Source organism: Piscinibacter sp. PDB1-1, from assembly GCF_056675995.1.
In genome coordinates this window covers 255,243-276,080 of the sequence record NZ_JBWVZJ010000002.1, presented here as the reverse complement: position 1 = coordinate 276,080, position 20,838 = coordinate 255,243, and the positions used below count along the sequence as shown (strand labels likewise).

Here is a 20,838-nt window from a genome sequence, read left to right as displayed (position 1 = left end):
TCGGTCTGCTCCTTTCGGCGACTGGTTCTCCCACTTCCTAATCTCCCATCCCGATGACCGTCGCCCCGAGCACGTTTTTCTTCATTCTCTTGAGTGTCGCCATGTCGGCGGTGGCCCAGCTGCTGCTGAAGACCGGCATGAGCAACCAACTCATCGGTGCCGCGCTGAATCAGCGCGATTGGGGTGGGTCGGCCTTGCTGATCGCCACCAGCCCGTGGGTTGTGGGCGGGTTGACGCTCTACTTCCTGGGCGCGGTGGTGTGGCTGATGGTGTTGTCTCGCGTGCAATTGAGCTTCGCCTACCCCTTCGTCGGCCTGGGGTTCATCTTGACGATGATCCTCGGGTGGTGGCTGCTCGATGACCAGGTGGGGCTGCAACGCCTGCTCGGAACATTGATGATCGCGGTTGGAGTGGTGCTAATCGCACGTGGCGGGTGATGACAATGAAACGAGATCTTCCCCTGTGCATCGATTGCGATGGCACCTTGATCCGAACTGACCTGCTGCATGAATCGGTGCTGCTGTTGGCCAAGACATCGCCGCTGTCGCTGCTGAAGCTGCCGTTCTGGTTGCTCAAGGGCAAGGCTTACCTCAAGCAGCAGATCGCGCAGCGCGTGTCGGTCAACGCCCAGTCGTTGCCCTATGACCCCGAGGTGTTGGACCTCATCCGGATGGCACGCGCCGAAGGGCGAAGTGTCGTGCTGGCCACCGCGTCGCCGCGCGACCAGGCCGAAGCCATTGCAGCCCACCTCGAACTCTTCGATCGCGTGGAGGCGACCGACGCACATACGAACCTTGCGGGTGCGAACAAGAGTGCCCATTTGGCTGGCCTGTTCGGTCGTGGTGGCTTCGACTACGCCGGCAATTCACGAGCCGACATCCCCGTGTGGGAGGCCAGTGCCGGTGCGATCGTCGTCAGCTCGTCGCCTTCGCTGCACAGGGCCGCGGCTGCGAACGCGCCGGTGCTCAAGGTGGTAGCGCCGTTGCCGCGTACCTTCAAGGTGTACGCCAAGGCCATCCGAGTGCATCAGTGGTTGAAGAACCTGTTGATCTTCGTGCCCATGTTCGCCGCGCATCAACTGGTGCCCTCGACGTTCCAGGCTGCGCTGATGGCTTTCATGGCCTTCAGCCTGTGCGCCTCAGCGGTCTACGTGATCAATGATCTGCTCGACCTCGCCTCGGACCGCGTGCACGAGAGAAAGAAGAATCGCCCGTTCGCATCGGGCGCGCTGCCGATCTCGCATGGCGTCGCCATGGTGCCGCTGCTTCTCGCGGGCTCAGTGCTGATCGCAGCGCAATTGCCGCCACTCTTTGCGGCCACCCTGTTCGCGTATTTCGTCGTGACCTGCCTGTATTCGTTCTGGCTCAAGAATCAGGTGATCGTGGATGTGCTGATGCTCGCGTCCCTGTATACGTCGCGCATCATCGCGGGCGCTGCGGCGACGATGATCGTGCCGTCGTTCTGGCTGCTTGCGTTCTCGATGTTCATGTTCCTGAGCCTGGCCATTGTCAAACGTTACTCGGAGATGCTGGTGGTGCTGCAGCAGAACAAGGTGAAGGCCGCGGGTCGCGGCTACTACGTGTCTGATCTGCCGGTACTGGTCAGTCTGGGTTCGGCGGCAGGGTACATGGCGGTGCTGATCCTTGCGCTCTACGTGAACAGCCCCGACGTCACCGACCTCTACCCGCGCCGCTGGGCACTCTGGCTCGTGCTGCCGCCCCTGCTGTACTGGATCAGCCGGGTGTGGATGAAGACCCACCGGGGTGAGATGCATGATGACCCAGTCGTCTTCGCCGCCACCGACAAGCAGAGCTGGATCCTGGCCGTGCTCATCGCGGCGGGTTTGCTGGCGGCGACGCTGTGAAGGGCGCGATGTCCACAGGCGCTTCGGCGCGTGAGTTGGTGTGTGTGCTGGCGGTGGCCTTGCTGCTTCGCCTGGCCTGGTTGCTGCTCGTTCCCGTCGTGCCGGTCTCTGACAGCCACGCCTACGAGACCTTTGCGCGCACGCTCGTCGACAGTGCCGTGTTTGGGTGGACGGCAAGCGAGCCGTTTGCGTTCTGGCCCCCCGGGACGTCGCTGATCTACGCGGGCCTGTTCTCGGTCTTCGGCAAGCACTATCTGCCGATCGTGCTCTTGAACCTCGTCTTGTCCCTGCTGCTCATCGTGCTCGGCATGCGGGTCGCTCATCGCGTGATCGGCGCTCGCGCGGGTTGGTTCTCCGGCTGGGTGCTGGCCTTGTGGCCGACCCTGATCATGTTCACCACTGTCTTGGCCAGCGAACTGCCCTTCCTTGTTCTCGTGACCGCCGCGCTGGATGTCTGGCTGAAGCCCGACGGGCGAGTCTTCCGTCAGGCGTTGCTGGCAGGCGTCTTGTTGGGTGCGGCGGCCCTGGTGAGGCCCGTGGCGCTGGCACTCCCGGTGGTGATTGGGGTCGGTGTTCTGCTGGAGCGGCGAGTTAGCCGAGCGGCGCTCGTGCGGCAGCTGCAGATGGTGGTGTTGGCATGCGTGGCCATGGGTTGTGTGGTGGCACCTTGGACTCTGCGGAACTACCGGCTGTACGACCAGCTCGTGCTGATCTCCACGAACGGCGGCATCACCCTGTGGATGGGCAATGCACCGGGCACGACGGGCGAACACAAGGACCTGCCTGACTGGGCTGCCAAGCTCCCTGACAACCAACAGGACAAGGTGCTCGGTCAGCTCGCGCGGCAATACATCGTCGACGACCCGGCCGGGTTCGTGATTCGCTCGATGCGCAAGCTGGTGCACCTCTACAACCACGAATCCATCGGCGTGGTCTGGAACGAAGTTGGCATTGCCCAGCAGTTTGGCGCGCAGGTCGTGCGCCCGTTGAAGTGGTTCACGCACGTGAGCTGGGCGCTGATTCTGCTCCTGAGCGTGACAGGCTGCGCGGTTTGGCTGCGCCGTGACGGTTGGCGGCGGGTACTCTTGAGCCCTGTCATGTTGAGCATCGGGCTCTACACCTTCATCCACAGCGTCGTTGTGTCCCAGGATCGCTATCACCTGGAGTTTGCGACCCAACTTGCCCTACTGGCCGGTCTGGGGGGCGAGGCGCTGTCGTCGCGATGGCGTGCACGCGAGGCCGCCGGGTCGGTCGATGCGCCCGCTCGCGAAGTGCCCATCCGATGACGCTGACACGTGCGTTGGTGCTGGCGGTCACGATGCTCGTCGCCGCTGCGACGCCGGTACTTCTCAAGCACGGCGCGATCGCCAGTGAGCGAGTCGCGCCGCTTGACCTCGAACGTGTGATTCCGCGTGAGTTCGGCGGATGGCGTGAGGTGCGGGCCACAACGCAGGTGGTCAACCCTCAGTCCAAGGATCTCATCGACAAGTTGTACAGCCAGGTGCTCACCCGCACGTACACCAGTGCGGGAGGGGCGGTCATCATGCTGACCATCGCGTACGGCAACGACCAACGCGGCAATCTCGAAGTACACAAACCAGATGTTTGCTATCCGGCTCAGGGATTCACCATCACACAGCAGTCGTCTGCCGTGCTGAGGACTGTGCCCGGGCCGATCGCGGTGCGCCGGCTCAATACCTTCCTCGGGTCGCGCAAGGAGCCCGTGACCTATTGGTCGACGCTAGGAGACCAAGTCGTCGAAAGCCGATGGGAGAAGCGCCTGGCTGAGGTGCAGGCGACGCTGACCGGGCAGGTGCCCGATGGGCTGCTCATGCGCGTTTCATCGATTGATCCCGACCCCGAGAAGGCTTGGATGGACCATCAAGCGTTCGTAGATGCGCTGCTGCAGAGCGTGTCGCCCGCCGACCGCGCGCGGCTTGCCGGAATTCCACCGCTCGGGGCGGCGCCTGGGAAGGCGGATGAGATGAGCCCGAGTCATCCCATGCCAGCCAGGAGCTGAGTCCGATAGGGTGTAGTCGGCAATTGGGCCCGCGGGCGCATGGCATGTCGATCTTGTATCCAAGGATCGAGCTTTGGTTACATGCTGGACGACGCGTGACACTTTTTCACGTCCTGACCTATCGGCACGACCCTTGCGACCTCTCATTCAGGAGAGGTTGGCGCGAATGAATGTAACAAGGTGCTAGGCAGTCCGGGATGCTGCTGAAACACTCATACACATTTCATCGCTTCAGGCACCGGGGTGGGCTCAAGACTGTGGGTTGCTGTCGACTACATTCTTGAGATGTCTTTCTGGTGTTTGAGACCAGTTCCGTTTTGCTAGCTTGGCTTCCAAGAAGATCCCTTCCAAGGTTCGATTCGCTACCAGAAGGTCTCCCCCATGAGCTCAACTGCCGCCGTCTATCACAAGTACCTTCTCTGCGTGGCCCTGATGACTTCAGTGTCACTGTCTGCCTGCGGAGGGGCCGAGCTCGATAGTGGCGAGGGTGATCGTTCCACGAGCAATGTGGTTCCACCCGTGGTGACACCGGGCCCGGCTCCATCACCATCGATCAGCCCTGCGCCTGCGCCTACCCCCGCACCTGCGCCTAGCCCCGCACCTGCACCTAGCCCCGCACCTGCACCTAGCCCCGCACCTGCGCCTAGCCCCGCACCTGCGCCTAGCCCCGCACCTGCACCTGCACCTGCACCTGCACCTGCACCTGCACCTGCACCTGCACCTGCACCTGCACCTGCACCTGCACCTGCACCCAGACCGGCACCGGCACCGGCACCGGCACCGGCACCGGCACCGGCACCAAGTCCCGCTCCGGCGCCGCCTATGCCGGTGTACGTGAATACGGCGCTAATCCCCAAGCCGACCCAGAACCCCGTAGGAGGGTGGGCGCGCGACATGCTTGTCGCCACAAATGAGGCTCCATCGTCGTCTGACATCGGTGCATTCCGCACCGGCTGCCAAGTGGCAAAGTACGCCTTTGATGACCCGATCATTTATCCGGGTCAGCCAGGCAAGAGCCACCTCCACACCTTCTTCGGCAATACAGCGATCGACGCCTATACGACTGCGGAGTCGCTGTACAACACCGGCAATAGCACATGCCGCGGTGGCACGATCAATCGCAGCTCCTATTGGGTGCCGTCGATGATCGACACTCGCACCGGAGCACCTTTGGCTCCGCTGCTCGAGAGCAACTTCTACTACAAGACGGGCTACGCGCTCCCGCCGCACTCGATCACCGAAGTGCCCGTGGGCCTTCGAATGATCTCGGGCGATGCCAAAGGCAGCCCGAGCGCTCCCAGCAGTGCGGCGATGTACTCCTGCGCTTGGGAAGGTGGCAACAGCGACTGGTACGCGGGCATTCCTCCGGCTTCAGCGTGCAGAGTGAGTGGCTTCTCGTGGCTGATCATGGCGATCGACTTCCCGCAGTGCTGGGATGGCGTGAACCTGGACAGCCCGGACCATAAGAGCCACATGACCAACCCGGTCAACGTGAGGGCCAACAACACCGGCAACTGCCCCGCGAGCCACCCGGTGGCGCTGCCTCAGATCGCGTACCAGGTCCTGTATCAGATCAAGAACGTCAACGACCTCCAATACTGGCGCTTGTCATCGGACAACTACGACACCAGCAAGCCGGGCGGCTACTCGGGCCATGGCGACTACATGATGGCGTGGAAGCCCGAGATCGTGAAGGTGTGGACGCAGAAGTGCGACCGCGAGCAGAAGGACTGCCACAGCCATTTGCTGGGCGATGGCCGCATGATGGTCGTCCCGTGACGGCGACAGCGTGATCGCGGTGAGCGGGCGCTGAAACTCACAAAAAAAGTGCCGCCGGGATCGCCTCGGCGGCACTTTTCATTTGAGTCATGTGAGATGACTCAGATTTGACCCATCACGGTTGAGAGCTGCGCCGGCGCGAGATGTACAGCGCGCTGGCCAAGCCCGCGACCACCAGGGCCCAGGGAGATGACTCCGTATCGAAGAGAGTCCGCTCCAAGGCCCGCTCCGCCGTAACGTCCGGGTGGGACCGTTGAAACCACGCTCCGGTCGCGCCACCTCTGTCAGGGAGTGTGGGCGCCGCTCCTTTCGTGGAGTGCGTGTCCTGACCCATTGGGGCGGATGGTGCGACGGTGCTTCCCATCAGGATCGAAGCTGCCAAAACAACATTGCGTGTACGTTTCATTTCTCGACTCCCAAGCTAGGTAGTGACCCCAGATTCCTGTGAAGCAGAGCATGAAGCGCGCCAACTCAAAAGTGTGACAAAAGGCTCAGAATGGTGGCGGTTTGCGGGTTGGTAGGCAGAAAACGTCTTGCACGACAGTCCTTAATTGGTGCGATGCAGCATTTCGGGGCCGCGGCGCGACATCTTGGACTGCAACCCCGTCGTCAGGGCAGTTCAGAGACCCAGTCGCAACAAGCAGAGATCAGCTTGGTCTGGGAGGCGAGCGGGGTGGCGATGTGATCGACTTCCGGCCAGTAATCGCTTCGAATCTGCTTGAGAAACTCGGCGCTTGGGAACGCGTCGGCCAACTGGTCCGCGTAGTTGTGGAACAAAAGCAGGCTGCCCGAATAGATCAGGTAGACAGCCACATCGCGTGCCGCCAATTGCGTCATTGCGGCCGCGAACTGATCACGGGTGGGGATCGCCTGATCGGAGTTCGCGTTGAAGATGCTGCTCGGGGTGGCCGTGGTTCCTGCAATGCCAAGCGATCGACGCAGGCGGTTGGTGACCTTGACAAGCACGGTCTTGGCGTCGAGGGATCTTAGTCGCGTCCAGTCATGCAGCCATTGCGTCTTGCGGGTCGGGAAGGTGAAGCCATCGAACATCATCAACCCGGTGACCCGCTCATCGGACTGGGCCAGCCAGTAGCCATTGCTTGCGCCTGAACAAATGCCCAGCACCACAAAGCGCTTGCGGCCAGTGTGCTGCTCGGCCCAATCCATGGCCGCTTTCAGGTCCCGCATGGCCTGCTCGCGAAAGCTGCTTCGGCTTTGTGACGGTGTGCTGTCACCGATGCCGGAAAGATCCAGGCGCAGGCTGAAAATGCCGCCCTCGGCGAGTTGTCGAGCGAGTTTCACGTTCAGTCGGCGCGGGCCGACGCGATGCGTGACGCCGACGTTGAGAAGAATGCAAACGGGCCTGTCGGGCTTGGGATGGGCGGGCGCGGTAAGGATGCCCAGGAGGTTCTGCTCCGAACCAGCCAGAAACGGGGTCTCGGTTGAAGTCATCGGTCGATGGCGAGCATCAGTTGCTGCACTGCTTCGGCGGGAACCAGCGCCGCGTTGAGGGAGTCGTCGGAAGTCCATTCCAGCGAATGCTTGAGAGGCGCGAACTCGACCTCAGGGCCATTGCCGCGTTGCGCCTTGGCCCAGGACTGGGCGGTGGTGTCCTGCGGGTCCGCAATGACGACACCGTCCAAGTCCACGGGCAGAGACAGGCTGCCTGCAGACAGCTTGCCCATGGCACTGCGCAGGGCCGCAGGGATGGCGAAGCCGATCGCTTCGTCGGTGTAGGTTTGCGCGTCGTGGCTGAGTTGCCGGCGCCAAGATGGATCAGGCACGCTATAGCTGGCCTCCAATGCGTCCACATGCTTCTCGCGCAGAACCTGCGCGTATGCCGGGCCGTCGAGCACCGGATCCCAAAGCACCAATCGACTCAGCCTCTCGTTGCCATGAGCTGCAGCGTGGAGTGCGGCCGAGGCACCGAGCCGGGAGCCCACCCAGCAAACCTCGGTCGAGTTGGTGCCGGTGAGCGCCAGCAGCTGTGAATGGGCGAGGCGGATGTCATGTGCCCAGCCTTCCAGCGATACCTCGTTGTCATCGCCAGCGGAATCGCCCGTACCGTAGTAGTCGAAGCGCAGCACGTGGATGCCGGCCTTGGCCAGGCGCAGCGAGAGCACGCGAAACAGGCGGTGCGTGCGGATCGCTTCTTGTCCGAAGGGGTTGCAGATCACCACGCCGAGGCTTTGCATTCGCCCGGGGGCAGCGTGATGGAAGACCCCGAACAGGCGCCGCTCGGGCGCGCCGAAATAAAACGGTTGCATCAAGTTTGCGGTGGATGTGTGAGTCAGCTGGACGCTCGAGTTGAAGGGATGGGGGTCTGGACTGCGGGCGCGCCCTGGAGACAGGGCCCGCAGCGAGTTACCTGCGTGACACCACGCGTTGCAACCATCCCTTCTTCTTGGGCGGTTCGACAGCGATCGCTGCTTGCGGGATGAGCATCTGTTGATCAAGGGCCGCCGAGATCTGGCCAAGGCTCTCGAAGATCAATTGACGCAGGTTGAGCTCCACGCCCAGACGTGATTTGACCTCGGACGCCACGCCCATGGCGAGCAGGGAATGCCCACCCAAGTCAAAAAAGTTGTCGTCGAGCCCCACCGTCTCGACTTTCAACAAGGTCTTCCAGATGTCGGTGAGGACCGATTCGGCCTTGCTCGCAACGCCGCTGCCGGTATCGATTTGCACAGCGGCATCGGGCTCGGCATCGGGGGCGGGCAGGGCGTTGAGGTTGACGTCGCCGTTGGCCAGAAGCGGGATCGCTGACAGCTCGGGGTAGCGGGCCGGGAGCAGTTCGTCGGGAACCATGCCGCGCAACTGCGCGGCCATTGCCGTGCTGGTGGGGCCGCCTTCGCGCGGAATGAGGTAGATCGCCAGGTGTTGGATGCCCTGCCGATCCGGCCGAGGCAACACGAGCGAGCGCACCACCTGCGGGTGTCTTTCCAGGCGTTCCCGTGTGGCGAGCAGATCAACACGGTGACCATCGATGTAGGCGGTCGGCGCGGTCTCACCGAGATACTGCAGCGCACCGTCGTTGCGCCAGCGTGCTAGTGCACCCGTGGCGGCGGAGGGTGTGCTTGTCGCGCCGATACCTTCGCAAACCAGATCGCCTGCGACACCTATCGGTTGGCGCCGGCCTTGCGCGCCAAGCACATGCACGGCATGGGGCAGCAGGGGGCGGCCGAAGACCTGCGCGTCGCGGGGCTCGCGTACCTCGCCGGCCGCACAGGGCAGGCCGCTTCCGGCCTCGCGAAAAACGGCAGTCGCACGGATCTCGCTTCCCAATAGACCCTGCACCAACTGCGGCGAGCCTTCCGTCACGTCGTACATCGCGTGGAGGCCGGGCAGGGCCGCGCCTTTCAGCTCGTTGAGCACGCGCTGCCACAGATTGGCCGAACCGTGCAGCAGGCTGATCTTCTCGCCGCGCAGCAGCGCCAGCAATGACGCGCCCTGGCGCGCGAGGTCAGGGTCTGCCAGCGTGACTTCGGCGCCATGAGTCCAGGCCGCCACCATCTGCAGCAACTGCCAGGTGCGGGCAGGGCTGCTGATGCACAGCAGCCGGTCCTGCGAGCGCAACGGCAAGGATGCTGCGAGCGCGTTGCTCAACGCGGAGAGTGCGCCGCGGTCGAGCCCCTGGGGAGCTGCCACATCCGGCACGGCGGCGACCACGCGCGGCCGTGCCACGTGGCGTGCCTCCACGATCAGCGCCGAATCAACGCGCGAGACGCCACGAGGCACCTGTACATCAAGCCAGCCATCTGCCACCAGCAGATGCACGTCGTGCGCCCCGAGCGCGGCGTCGATCCGCGCCACCGAGGCCCCAGGCTCGAGGACGACAGCGGTCGCGCCGCTGTGCATCACGGCCAGAGCAGCGACCACCTGCGCAATCGGGTCGGCGACGCTGATGACCACGGCGCGGCCGGCGACCAGGCCATTGGTCTTGAGGCGTTCGACCGTCTGGAGCATGCGCTCGCCGAGCGAGGCGAAGTTGACGACATAGGCGCCATCACGGACGGCGCAGGCCGAGGGCTCGGCCCGGATGCGGTCGAGCAACGCGTCCAGCGCGTCGCCTTCGGGCACTGGCAAGAGGGGCTGTTCGAGAGCGTCAACGACGGCAGTCTCGTGCTGCGTGGACTCGATCAAGTTGGTGATCGGGTCCTGTGGGTGCGCAAGCAGTCGGTCGACGATGGACACGAAACGGTCTCGAAGGCTTTGCACAGTGACCGGCAGGAATATCTCGCTGTCGTACTGCAGGCCGCCCGTGATGGTCTGATCCGATTCCAGCAGGAACAGGTTCAGATTCTCGGTGGCGCCCTCCTGCATGACGTTCACGCGCTCGTGCTTCAGCGCGCCCCAGTGGGTGGGGCGGTCGCGCAGATCCTGGAAGTTGAACAGCACTTGGTACAGGCTGCTCGAAGGCAGGGCCAGCGCCTGGGCCACGAGCTCGAACGGCACGTCCTGGTTGGAGAAGGCGTCGGTCACCTGCTGGCGCACGGACTTCACCCAGCCGATGCCACTGAGCTTCTGATCGACGAGCATGCGCATGGGCAGCAGGTTGTTGAAGAAGCCGGTGATGCCTTCGAGCTCTGGTGCGGGCCGGCCACGCACAGGCAGCCCGATGGCCGGTGCGGGATCGTTCATCCACTGAGACATCAGCGCGGCGTACGCGGCCAGCATCACGATGCTCACGGTGCTGCCGGTCTGCCGCGCAAGCTGGCGCACTTGCTCGGTCTGGTGGGTGCTCAACTCGATGTATTCGGTGGCGCCCACACCCGCCGCCAGGGCGCTGCGCGCGCGATCGGAAGGCGGGCTCTTCGACGGCGGCACCGAGGTGTGGCGCTGTTTCCAGAACTCGGTCTGCTGCCGGATCTCGTCGCTCTGCATCCAGGCCTTGTGCCATTCGGCGAAGTCGCCGTAGGTGACCGAGGGTTCGGGCAGAGGCGTGGGCTTGCCGTCCGAGAAGGCAGCGTAGTGAGCCGCCATCTCGTTGTACATGACGTCGAAGGACCAGCCGTCCCACACGATGTGGTGCGCCATGGTGAAGAGGCCATGATGCTCGTCACCCAACTTGTAGAGTCGGGCGCTGAAAAGCGGCGCGCGATCGAGCTGGAAAGGTGTTGCAACCAGCAGCTTCATGTCGCGCAGCATCGCGTCTTCACGCTCGGACTCGGGCAGGTGCGTGAGGTCGGTCAGAGGCAGCAGCGAGATGCTCATCGCCTCGTCGATCTTCTGCACGAAGCCATCTCCCTCCGGCACGATGGCGGTGCGATAGGCGGGTTGTCGGCGAATCATCTCGCCGAACGCGCGATCGAAGGCTTCCAGGTTCATTGGTCCGCGCAGGCGGTGCCCGCCGGGGGCGTGGTAGGAAACGCGACCGGGGTGCATGCGCTCGATGAACTGGATGCGCTCTTGCATGATCGTCAAGGGTGCGCGATCCTGGCGAGCGCGGCGCACGATGGGCGCACGTGCCGGGCCGGATTCCCCGCCCCGGGCCTTCTCGATGGCCAGGGCGAGCTTCTCGACGGTGGGCGACTCGAACAGCATGCGCAGGTTCAGGCGCAGATCCAGTTCGCGGTTGATATGGCCGATCAGTCTTGCAGCCAGCAGTGAGTGGCCGCCCAGCGAGAAGAAGTCGTCCGAAACACCCACGTCGCCGACCTTGAGCACGCTCTGCATGGCTTGCGCGACGACGCGTTCCAGCTCATTGCGCGGCGGCTCCGACTTGGAGCGGCTGCTCGGAGCCGGGCCGGTGGGGGCGGGGAGCGACTTGCGGTCAATCTTGCCGTTGGGCAGCAGCGGCAGGCTCTCCATCACCACCACGTTGTGCGGCACCATGTAGTCGGGCAGCCCCCCGCGCAGCGCCTCGCGCAGGGCGGCGGCGTCGGGTGCGGCGCCGGCATGCGGGACCACGTAGCCGACCAGACGAACATCGCCCGGAGTGTCTTCGCGCGGGATAACCACCGAGCGCGCCACGCCGTGCTGGGCCGCGAGGGCGGCCTCGATCTCACCCAACTCGATGCGGTAGCCGCGGATCTTGACTTGAAAGTCGAGCCGGCCCAGGTGTTCGAGCGTGCCGTCTTGGCGCCAACGCCCCAGATCGCCGGTGCGGTAGAGGCGGGCGCCGGGCGTCTTCGAGAACGTATCAGCAACGAAACGCTCGGCGGTCAATTCGGGGCGCTTGAAGTAGCCGTTGGCGACGCCCAGGCCCCCGATGCAGATCTCGCCTTCGGCCCCCACGGCGACCGGTTTCATGTCGTCGCCCAGGATCCACACGCTGGTGTTGTCCATCGGTTTGCCGATGACGATGGGTGCCTTGGCATCGACGACCTGCGACAGCGTGGACCACACGGTGGTTTCGGTGGGGCCGTACATGTTCCAGAGCTCGACGCCCGCATCGAGCAGGCGCTGGGCCAGCGAAGGGGGCAAAGCCTCGCCGCCACACAAGGCCTTGAGTCCGGTGGGCGCGCGCCAGCCTGCATCGAGCAGCATGTGCCAGGTGGTCGGGGTGGCCTGCATCACGTTGATGCCGTTGTCATGCAACATGCGGCCGAGCACCTCGCCGTCCATCGCATCGTCGCGCTGGGCAAGCACGACGCAGGCGCCGACGGTCAGCGGGAGGTAGAGCTCGAGCACGGCGATGTCGAACGACAGAGTCGTCACAGCGAGCAGCCGGTCGCCGATCTGCATGCCGGGCTGCTTGCGCACGCTGGCCAGGAAGTTGCACACCGCGCGCTGCGGCAGCACCACGCCCTTCGGCTTGCCAGTGGAGCCCGAGGTGTAGATGACATAGACAGGGTCATCGTCACGCAAACCGGCCGCGGCAGGCACGGGCGCCTCAGAGGCTTCGGCCAGCAGGGCGGCATCGTCGTCGATGCGGATCTGCCGCTCGCGCGGCACGCCCGACAGGTCGGCATGGCTGGCTTCGGTGATGACGAAGCGCACGTCGGCATCTTCGGCCATGTAGTGCAGCCGGTCGCGCGGGAAGCCCGGGTCGAGCGGTACGTAGGCTGCGCCGGTCTTGAGCACGCCAAGCAGCGCAGGTACGAGATCGGGCCCCCGCGACAGGCCCACACCGATCAGCATCCCGGCGCCCACGCCCCGCGAACGCAGCAGGTTGCCGAATCGGTTGGCACGTGCCTCCAGCTCGCGGTAGGTGAGCGAGCGGCCCTTGGCGACGATCGCGGTGGCGTCGGGAGTGAGAGCCGCCTGGCGGCTGATCCATTGCTCGAGCCGGGCACCGGTTTCCACCGGCACCTCGGTCGCATTCCAGCCGGCCGGGCGCGGGTCGACCGTGGCGACCGCGGTCTGGGCCGGCGTGCCCGTGGTTGCGGAAGTGGCAGGCGAACCAGCCAGCGATTCGATCTGCGCAGCGAGGTCGTGCACGAGGTCTTGCGCACGGCCCGTGCTCAGGTGGTCCGTGCTGTAGTGCAGGTCGAGCGTGAGCGCGTCTTCGGTTTCGTAGAAGTTGAAGAACAGCTCGCTCAGCGTGCCGCCCTTGCGGCCTTCGTGCATGCTGGCCGACAGCGGTGCATAGGCCGACAGGTCCACCCGCGGATTGAGGTTGAAGTAGATGCCGGTGAGGGGCGGCCGATCGCCGGCGCTGCGGATGCCCAGCGCACGCGCGACCGTACCCTGCGTCATCAGCGGTTGTTCAAGCGCATCCATCAGGCGGTCGCGCACATGCTTGAGCAGGCCGGCGCTGGTGGTGCCGGCATCGCAATTCAGCCGCAGCGGAAGGTCGAGCACGCCATCGCCCACCAGCGGGCCGTGGCGTTGCAGGCTTTGCGCGGCGTAGGGAATGCTGACCACGAAATCGGTCTTCCCGCTGCGCTGCTGGATCATGCGGGTGACGGCCGCGAGCAGCACCTGGAACAGCGTGGCGCCCGACTTGCGGGCTTCTTGCCGCAGGCTTGCCATCACGGGCCCTGCGATTTGCACGCGGGCGGTGTCCGCGCCATAGCGGCGCGGCGTAGGCGGCGTGAGATCACCCAATGTCACCGGTTCAGGCGCGTTGCGCAGCGCCCGCGACCAGTAGGCGAGCGCCTCTTGGCCAGCCGGCCCCTCGAAGCGGGCCTGCTCCTGGGCGCCGAACTCGATGGGTGATTCCGCCGCTGCAAAGCTCGGAGCCTGGCCGAGGCTGCGCGCCTTGTACGCCGCCGCCAACTCGGCGTTGAATACGCTGGAGGCCCAGCCGTCGAAGATCAAATGACTGGCGACCACGTGAACCACCGTGCGCCTGTCGGCCAACTGCAGCATGCTCACCGCGGCCAACGGCGCCTGGTCCACCGGGAAGTCGCGGCGGCTCGCCTCGGTGCAGAACGCATCGAGTGCGGCATCGACGTCTGGCTGTTGGCTCAGGTCGACCTCGGCCACCGGCACCGGGGCGGGCGGCGCCAGCTTCTGCAGCGGCTGCTCCAGGTCGAAGTGGATGCGGAAGGCCTCGTGGCGCGTGAGCACATCCTGCAGCGCAGCTTTCAGGGCTGTGCGATCGACAGGGCCTTGCAGCACCACACACAACGACTCGTTCAGCGCACGTCGTGCGCCGGTATCGAAGCTGCCGGCGAGCCAGCGCTCCGTTTGCCCCGGCGTCAGCGGCCCTTCGGTGCGGCTGCCAGAGGGGTCGCCTGCGTTGCGTGGTGCTGGGCCGCCCTCGCGCGGCGTGATGAGGCCGAGCGCCATCAACTCGTCGATGGCGTTGGTGAACACCTGGAAGATGCGGTCGGTTTCCGCATCGCCCATCGCTTCGGTAACGAAGTGGCCGAACTGCTCGTACAAGTGCAGGCCGTGGTAGCGCACCAGCCAGTAGAAGAGGCTCACGTACTTCTGGCCGTCGTCCCAGCTCAGGCGCCACAGCGAGGCGCAGTGCACGGCCTTGACCGGCGCGCCGCGTGCGGCGAAGGCGGTGTTCAGGCGCGAGATCATGGTCTGCGTGCGCTCGTTGAGCTGGCGATACAGCTCGCGGCCGCCGCGCTTGAGGTGCAGCAGCGAAGCGCGTGCCGCCGCCAACGCCAGGGGATGGCGCACGAAGGTGCCGGCGAAGTAGGTGACGCCGGCCTCGGGGTAGGAGTCGTCGCCGTACTGCCAGTGGCCGCCGTCCAGCGCGTCCAGCCAGTGCGAACCACCGGCGATCGCCGCGAAAGGCAGCCCGCCACCGATCACCTTGCCGAAGGTGGCGATGTCGGCGCGCACACCGAGCATCTCTTGCGCACCGCCCGGAGCCACGCGGAAGCCGGTCACCACCTCATCGAAGATCAGTGCGCAACCCGCCTGGTCGCAGATGCCGCGCAGCGACTTCACGAAGTCCTGCGGCTGCATCGTCGGGTACTTGTTCTGGATCGGCTCGATCATCACCGCCGCCAGTTCATGGCCGCGCTCGCGCAGGACACGCAACGAGTCTTCGCTGCAATAGTCGAGCACGAGAATGTTCTCCACAGCGTTGGCCAGGATGCCTGGCGCAGCCGAGAGCGAACGCAGCTGCTTGGTGCCGCGCACGATCACCTCGTCGAAGATGCCGTGGTACGAGTTGGTGAAGATCGCGATCGTCTTGCGGCCGGTGACGGTGCGCGCGATGCGCATGGCGCCCATCACCGCCTCGGAGCCGGTGTTGCAGAAGGCAACGCGCTCCATGCCGGTGAACTCGGCGATCAGCTCGGCCACCTCGGCCGCCATGGGGTGCTGCGGGCCGACCTCGATGCCGGCGTTGATCTGCTCGATCATCGCGTCGCGCAGTGCGTCGGGCTGGTACCCCAGCAAGTTGGCGCCAAAGCACGACAGCAGGTCGATGAACTCGTTGCCGTCCACGTCCCACATGCGCGCGCCCTTGGAGCGGTTGGCGACGATCGGGTAGACGAGGTCTTTCCACAGCGGGTTGAAGCCGGTGGCCACGCGCGGGTCGGCCATTACCTTGCGGTACTTCTGGCTGAAGGCTTTCGACTGACCGAAGCGCTGGTTGCAGCGGGCGATGAAGTCGTCAAGCCAAGCGCGTTGGGCGGGCGTGAACTCCTGTTTCGCCGAGAGCGTCAGCCGAGGCGAAGCGCCGAAGGGCTTGTCCACCAGCGACACGATGCCGGAGCCTTCGGCGGGCACGGCGACCGTGGGTGCCGGCGCAATGCGCGCGGCAGCGGCCAGCGGCTGTTGCACCGGTGGCGCGGGCAGGGCGGGCGCGGCGGCTTGCTGCGCGGGCACTGCGCCGCCCAGCAGAGCGAGCTGCTGTGACATCAGCTGCATCTGCTGCTGAATCAGTTGGTGCAGGGGATGGGCGTTCTGCGGGTCGATTGCTGCAGCTGGCCAAGCGGGTGCGGTGAAGGCCTGCGGAGCAGCTTGCAGCGGTGCGGTGGCCAAGGCGGCGGGTGCGGCCACCGGCGCTGCCGCGGGAGGCGGTGCCGGCGGGGCGAAGCGCTCGGCCGGCATCTCGGTGTCGAGGAAGTGCGAGAGCTTGCCCACGTTATCGAGGTCTTCCAGCAGGCGGCGGAAGCGCAGCTTGATTCCGAACACACGCTCGAGCTCCAGCGTGGCTTGCGTGAGCGAGAGCGAGTCGAGGCCCTGGTCGACGAAGCTGCTGTCGCGCGCCAGTTCGTCGACGGAGACGCCGGAGACATCGCTCAGGATGCGCAACAGCTCGTTCTCGATATGGGGAATGCGGCTCAACATGACGCGGACCTCGGTGGGCGGAGTGATCGCCGCGGCTGCGGCTGTCGGGGTGGATTGATGAAGTGCCTGCGGCGAGGCTTCTTGAGCGGGGCGCTGGGCGAACCAATGACGCTCACCTTCGAACGGATAGGCTGGCAGAGGGATGCGACGGGCGCTCGCGGCCACCGGCCAGGACAAGCCGACGCCGTGACCCCAAAGCGCACCCAGCGCCTGCAGCGCCTGGACGGCCGGGTCGCCCGGGTTGTTGGCCGCTCCGAGCAGGGGCACGTGCCGCGGCACCTGGCCTTGGGTGGTGCGGTGTTGGCGCAGCAAGGCGGTGAGTGCCTGGCCGGGGCCGACCTCCACGAAAACGGTGTCGGGCTGTGCCACCTCGGCCGCGAGTGCCGGGCTGAACTGCACCGTTGCGCGAACCTGCCGGGCCCAGTAGGCCGGGTCGGTGGCTTCGTGCGCCTGCAGCGGTGCGCCGCTGATGCACGAGTAGACGGGAATGCGCGGTGCCTGCAAACGGGCCTGGCGCAACGCGGCCTCGACGCGCGGCAGCGCGCCTTCCATCGACGCGCTGTGGAAGGCATGCGAGACGCGCAGCGCAGTGGTGCCGATGTCGCGCGCTTCGAGCTGCGCGGCAAAGCGACCGATGTCGTCGTGGCTGCCGGAGACCACGGTGAGGGCCGGCGCGTTGTGGCCGGCGATCTCCACCCCGGCCGGCAATAGAGGCGTGAGCGCTTCGACACCGGTGCGCACGGCGAGCATCGCGCCGGGCACCTGGTCGAACATGGCTTGGCCGCGCGCCACCACTGCGCGCATGCCGTCTTCGAGCGAAAACACACCGGCGTGGCAAGCGGCGGCATACTCGCCGATGCTGTGGCCGATCATCGCGTCGGGCTTCACGCCCAGACTGTCCAGCCAGGCCGCGAGCGAGTACGACATGGCGAACAGCGCCGGTTGCGCATGACAGGTCAAGGCCAGCTGCTGGGCGGCCTGCGCATCGGCCGGGTCGGCATCGATCAGCCAGCTGCGCAGATCACCTTTCAGCAAGGGCGCCGCCAGGGCCAAGCAACGGTCGAGTGCTTCCCTGAAGGCGGGCGCTTCGTCGTACAGCTGGCGGGCCATGCCCGGGTGCTGCGACCCTTGGCCCGGGAACAGAAACACCACCCGTGGCTTGGCCAGCGCCGCCGTGCTGCTCTTGACAGCGCGCAGGGCGGCCACGGCTTCGGACACGTTGCGTGCGACTACCCCGAGCCGCTGCGCCATCGGCCGCCGACCGCGCATCAGCGTGGCAGCGACGTCGGCCAAAGCCAACGCAGGGCGTGATTCGAGGTGGGCGGCAAGATCTTGCGCACGCCGCAGCGCAGCGCTCGGCGTACGGGCCGACACGGGCAACACCCACAGGCGCTGACCCTGCGCGCCGGGCGCGTTGGCCGGCTGGGGCGCTTCTTCGAGGATCACGTGGGCGTTGGTGCCGCCCACGCCGAACGAGCTGACCGCCGCCCGGCGTGGTGTCGTGCTGCGGGGCCAGGGTGTGTTTTCTGCCACCACCTGGAAAGGCGTGCTGGCGAAGTCGATCTGCGGATTGGGGCGCTGGTAGTGCAGCGTGCGCGGAATGATCTCGCGTTGAAGCGACAGGGCCGCTTTGATGAGCCCGACCACGCCGGCCGCGGCCACCATGTGCCCCAGGTTGCTCTTGACCGAGCCGATGCCGCAGAACTGCGCGTCCGGCGTCTCTGCTCGCCAGGCCCGCGTGAGCGCGGCCATCTCGATCGGGTCGCCGAGCGCGGTGCCGGTGCCGTGGGCCTCGACGTAGCCGATGCTGCGTGCCGGGACCTGGGCGTGGTCGAGCGCCATGCGGATGGCGCCCGCCTGACCACTCACACTAGGCGCGGTGAAGCTGGCCTTGTCGGCGCCGTCGTTGTTCAGGCCCACGCCGCGGATCACTGCGTGGATGGTGTCGCCCTCGGCCAGCGCGTCTTCGAGCCGCTTCAGCACCACCACGGCCGCGCCGCTGGCGAACACGGTGCCGCTGGCGTCCGCATCAAAGGGCCGGCAATGGCCGTCGGCCGATTCCATCGCGCCTTCGACGTGCAGGTAGCCCCCGGCTTGCGGCACGACGACGGTGGCGCCGCCGGCCACGGCCACGTCGCATTGGCCGCTGGCGAGCGCGTGCCAGGCTTGGGCCACGGTCACCAGTCCGGTAGAACAGGCTGTGTGGACGCTGACCGCGGGGCCGTTGAGGTTGAGGCGGTGCGCCACGCGCGTGGCGACGTAATCCTTCTCGCTGGCCAACATGGTGGCGAACTCGCCGTACTGCTGAACCAGCTCGGGTTGGGCTTGCCGCAGCGCCGGCGCGTAGCTGTTGTTGGCACTGCCCGCGAAGACGCCGATCCGTGCCTCGCTTCGCGCGGGGTCGATGGCGGCGTCCTCGAGTGCGTTCCAGCACAGTTCGAGCAGCAGGCGTTGCTGCGGGTCGAGCATCGTGGCCTCGCGCGCCGATATGCCGAAGAAGGGCGCATCGAAGCGATCCGCGTCTTCGAGCACGCCGCGGGCGGCGACGAAGTTCGGACGTGATTTCACCGACTCGGGGATCGACGGGTCGAGCTCGTCAGGTGAGAAGTGACGGATGCCCTCACGCCCATCGAGCAGGTTGCGCCAGAAGGTTTCGGTGTCGGCCGCACCCGGCGTGCGCGAGGCCATGCCGACGATGGCGATACCGGCCGTGGACTGTTGCTGCGCCGTGTGGCGCTTGCCCGCGACGCGCGCCTGGCCTTGCGCGGCTGCGGTGATGCCGGCCAGCGTCGGGCGGTCGTAGACGTCTGCCACCGAGACACTCGTGATGCCGGCTTCCTTAAGGCGCGTGATGAAGCGCAGCACCAACAGCGAGCGCGCGCCCAGGTCGAAGAGGTTCTGCTCTTCATCGATCTCCGGCGCGCCCAGCAGTTCTTGCCAGAGCGCGCGGATCAGCTCGGCGGGCGTGGCCCCGCCTGGCGTGGTTTCGATCTGGGGCAGCGGCAGGTTGCGGCGATCGATCTTGCCGCTGGGAGTGACCGGCAGCGCTGGCAGTTCGATGAAGCGCACCGGCACCATGTACTCGGGAAGGCGTTCGCGCAGAAAGGCTCGCAGCTCCGTAGTCGGTTGGCCGTCGCGCGGTACGAGGTGAGCGACCAACTGCTTGCCGATGCCGGGCAGGTCGGGGGCGGTGACGACCGCATCCTTGACTGCTGGGTGCGACATCAACGCGAGCTCGATCTCGCCCGGCTCGATGCGGAAGCCGTCGACCTTGAGCTGCTGGTCGGCGCGACCCAGATAGGTGTACTCGCCATCGGCTTCGAGCCGCACCAGATCACCGGTGACGTACCAGCGGCCCGGCAGTCCCTCGACCACCTCGGGGAAGCGCTCGGCGGTGAGCTCCGGGCGGCCGAGGTAGCCATTGGCGAGGGTGTCGCCACCAAGCAGCAACTCGCCTTGCCCTTGGGTGGTGATGGCCAGGGTTTCAGGATCGCGTAGTGCAAGCCGCACGTGGGGCAGGGCGTGCCCAATGGGCGGGATCTCGGGCCAGCTCTCGGCGGGCCCCGGGATCTCGTAGGCCGTGACCACATGTGATTCGGTCGGGCCGTAGTGGTTGTGCAGCACGGCTTGGGGCAAGCGTGCAAACAGCGAGCGGATGGCCGGCGTGACCTGCAACTGCTCACCGGCGCTGATGACGTCGAGCAGCACCGGCGGTACTTCGGTGCGCGAGGCCTCGGCGATCATCTGCAGCGCGACGTACGGCATGAACAGGCGCTCGATGCGCAGATCACGCAGCGCAGCATGCAAGCGCGAGGGGTCCCGCCGCACGGCCTCGTCGACCATGACCAGCGTGCCACCGCACGCCAGCGTCGAGAAGATCTCCTGGAAGTGCACGTCGAACGACAGGGGAGCGAACTGCAGCGTGCGCGCGGGGCGGCCCAGGCGTGGGTGATCGGCGTGGTACTGGATCAGGTGCGCCAGCGGTGTGCTCGGCATGGCCACACCCTTGGGCCGGCCGGTCGAGCCCGAGGTGAACAGTACATAAGCCAGGTCGTTGCTCGCGGCGTGGAGCGGCGTGGCCGGTGCTGCGGCGTTCGCGAGCAGCGGGAAGTCGCCGACCATGCTGCGCAGCTGCCCGAGTGCAGAGGGGTCACCGACGATGGCGCGGGGTTGTGCGTCCTGCAGCATGGCTTGCAGGCGATCAGCGGGGTAGCCCAGATCGAAGGGGACGTAGCCGATGCCTGCATCGACGGCGGCCAGCATGGCGACGATTGCATGCGAAGACCGCGTCGCCGCAATGCCCAGGCGGTCGCCCGGCCCGAGGCCGGCAGCGCGAAATTCGCCCGAGAACGTTTGCGTGGCAGTCAGCAGCTCGCGGTAGTTCAGCGTCGCGTCAGGGGTTTCGAGTGCGCATGCCTCGGGGTTGCGACGCGCGGCGTCACGCAACCACTGCGAAAGTGGTGATGGAGCGGACGATGACGAAGCCGAGTCGCGTGACATATTTCTCGAAATATCGATTCATGGA

At 66.0% G+C, this 20,838-nt stretch carries 9 protein-coding genes; 5 read left to right on the top strand and 4 right to left on the bottom strand.

Annotated elements, in window-relative coordinates:
* Positions 1-53 precede the first annotated feature (53 nt).
* From AC1KAR_RS12985 to epsI, 4 genes are read left to right on the top strand one after another with little or no spacing between them, the layout of a single operon-like run.
* A complete protein-coding gene (locus AC1KAR_RS12985) occupies positions 54-437 on the top strand; it encodes a DMT family transporter (protein WP_480318283.1) in 384 nt (127 codons plus the stop codon).
* The gene (locus tag AC1KAR_RS12980; RefSeq protein ID WP_480318281.1) at positions 437-1,864 is read left to right on the top strand and encodes a UbiA family prenyltransferase; all 1,428 of its coding nucleotides are present in this window, start codon (positions 437-439) and stop codon (positions 1,862-1,864) included. The genes AC1KAR_RS12985 and AC1KAR_RS12980 overlap by 1 nt, the downstream gene beginning before the upstream one ends.
* 8 nt (positions 1,865-1,872) lie before the next feature.
* Positions 1,873-3,150: an ArnT family glycosyltransferase gene (locus AC1KAR_RS12975; protein ID WP_480318279.1), complete on the top strand. Its 1,278-nt coding sequence runs from the start codon at positions 1,873-1,875 to the stop codon at positions 3,148-3,150.
* The gene (gene epsI / locus AC1KAR_RS12970) at positions 3,147-3,884 is read left to right on the top strand and encodes an exosortase-associated protein EpsI, B-type (RefSeq protein WP_480318277.1); all 738 of its coding nucleotides are present in this window, start codon (positions 3,147-3,149) and stop codon (positions 3,882-3,884) included. Before AC1KAR_RS12975 ends, epsI begins: the two co-directional genes overlap by 4 nt.
* 661 nt (positions 3,885-4,545) lie before the next feature.
* Here the strand turns inward: epsI and AC1KAR_RS12965 are convergent.
* On the bottom strand, positions 4,546-4,686 hold the full coding sequence (locus AC1KAR_RS12965; protein ID WP_480318275.1) for a hypothetical protein: 141 nt from the start codon (positions 4,684-4,686) through the stop codon (positions 4,546-4,548).
* Positions 4,687-4,844: 158 nt separating this feature from the next.
* Here AC1KAR_RS12965 and AC1KAR_RS12960 point away from each other — a divergent pair, with 158 nt between their 5' ends.
* Positions 4,845-5,663, top strand: a complete 819-nt coding sequence (locus AC1KAR_RS12960) for a DUF1996 domain-containing protein (RefSeq protein ID WP_480318273.1) — start codon at positions 4,845-4,847, stop codon at positions 5,661-5,663.
* A 609-nt stretch (positions 5,664-6,272) separates the two neighbouring features.
* On the opposite strand, the gene AC1KAR_RS12955 is transcribed toward AC1KAR_RS12960, so the two are convergent.
* The 3 genes from AC1KAR_RS12955 to AC1KAR_RS12945 all read right to left on the bottom strand — a co-directional run bounded on the left by AC1KAR_RS12955 (position 6,273) and on the right by AC1KAR_RS12945 (position 20,813).
* A complete protein-coding gene (locus tag AC1KAR_RS12955) occupies positions 6,273-7,193 on the bottom strand; it encodes an alpha/beta fold hydrolase (protein WP_480318271.1) in 921 nt (306 codons plus the stop codon).
* Positions 7,112-7,930: an alpha/beta fold hydrolase gene (locus AC1KAR_RS12950; protein ID WP_480318269.1), complete on the bottom strand. Its 819-nt coding sequence runs from the start codon at positions 7,928-7,930 to the stop codon at positions 7,112-7,114. The genes AC1KAR_RS12955 and AC1KAR_RS12950 overlap by 82 nt, the downstream gene beginning before the upstream one ends.
* A gap of 97 nt (positions 7,931-8,027) precedes the next feature.
* Positions 8,028-20,813 (bottom strand): amino acid adenylation domain-containing protein, encoded by a 12,786-nt coding sequence (locus tag AC1KAR_RS12945; RefSeq protein WP_480318267.1) that lies wholly within the window; start codon positions 20,811-20,813, stop codon positions 8,028-8,030.
* Positions 20,814-20,838: the final 25 nt, after the last annotated feature.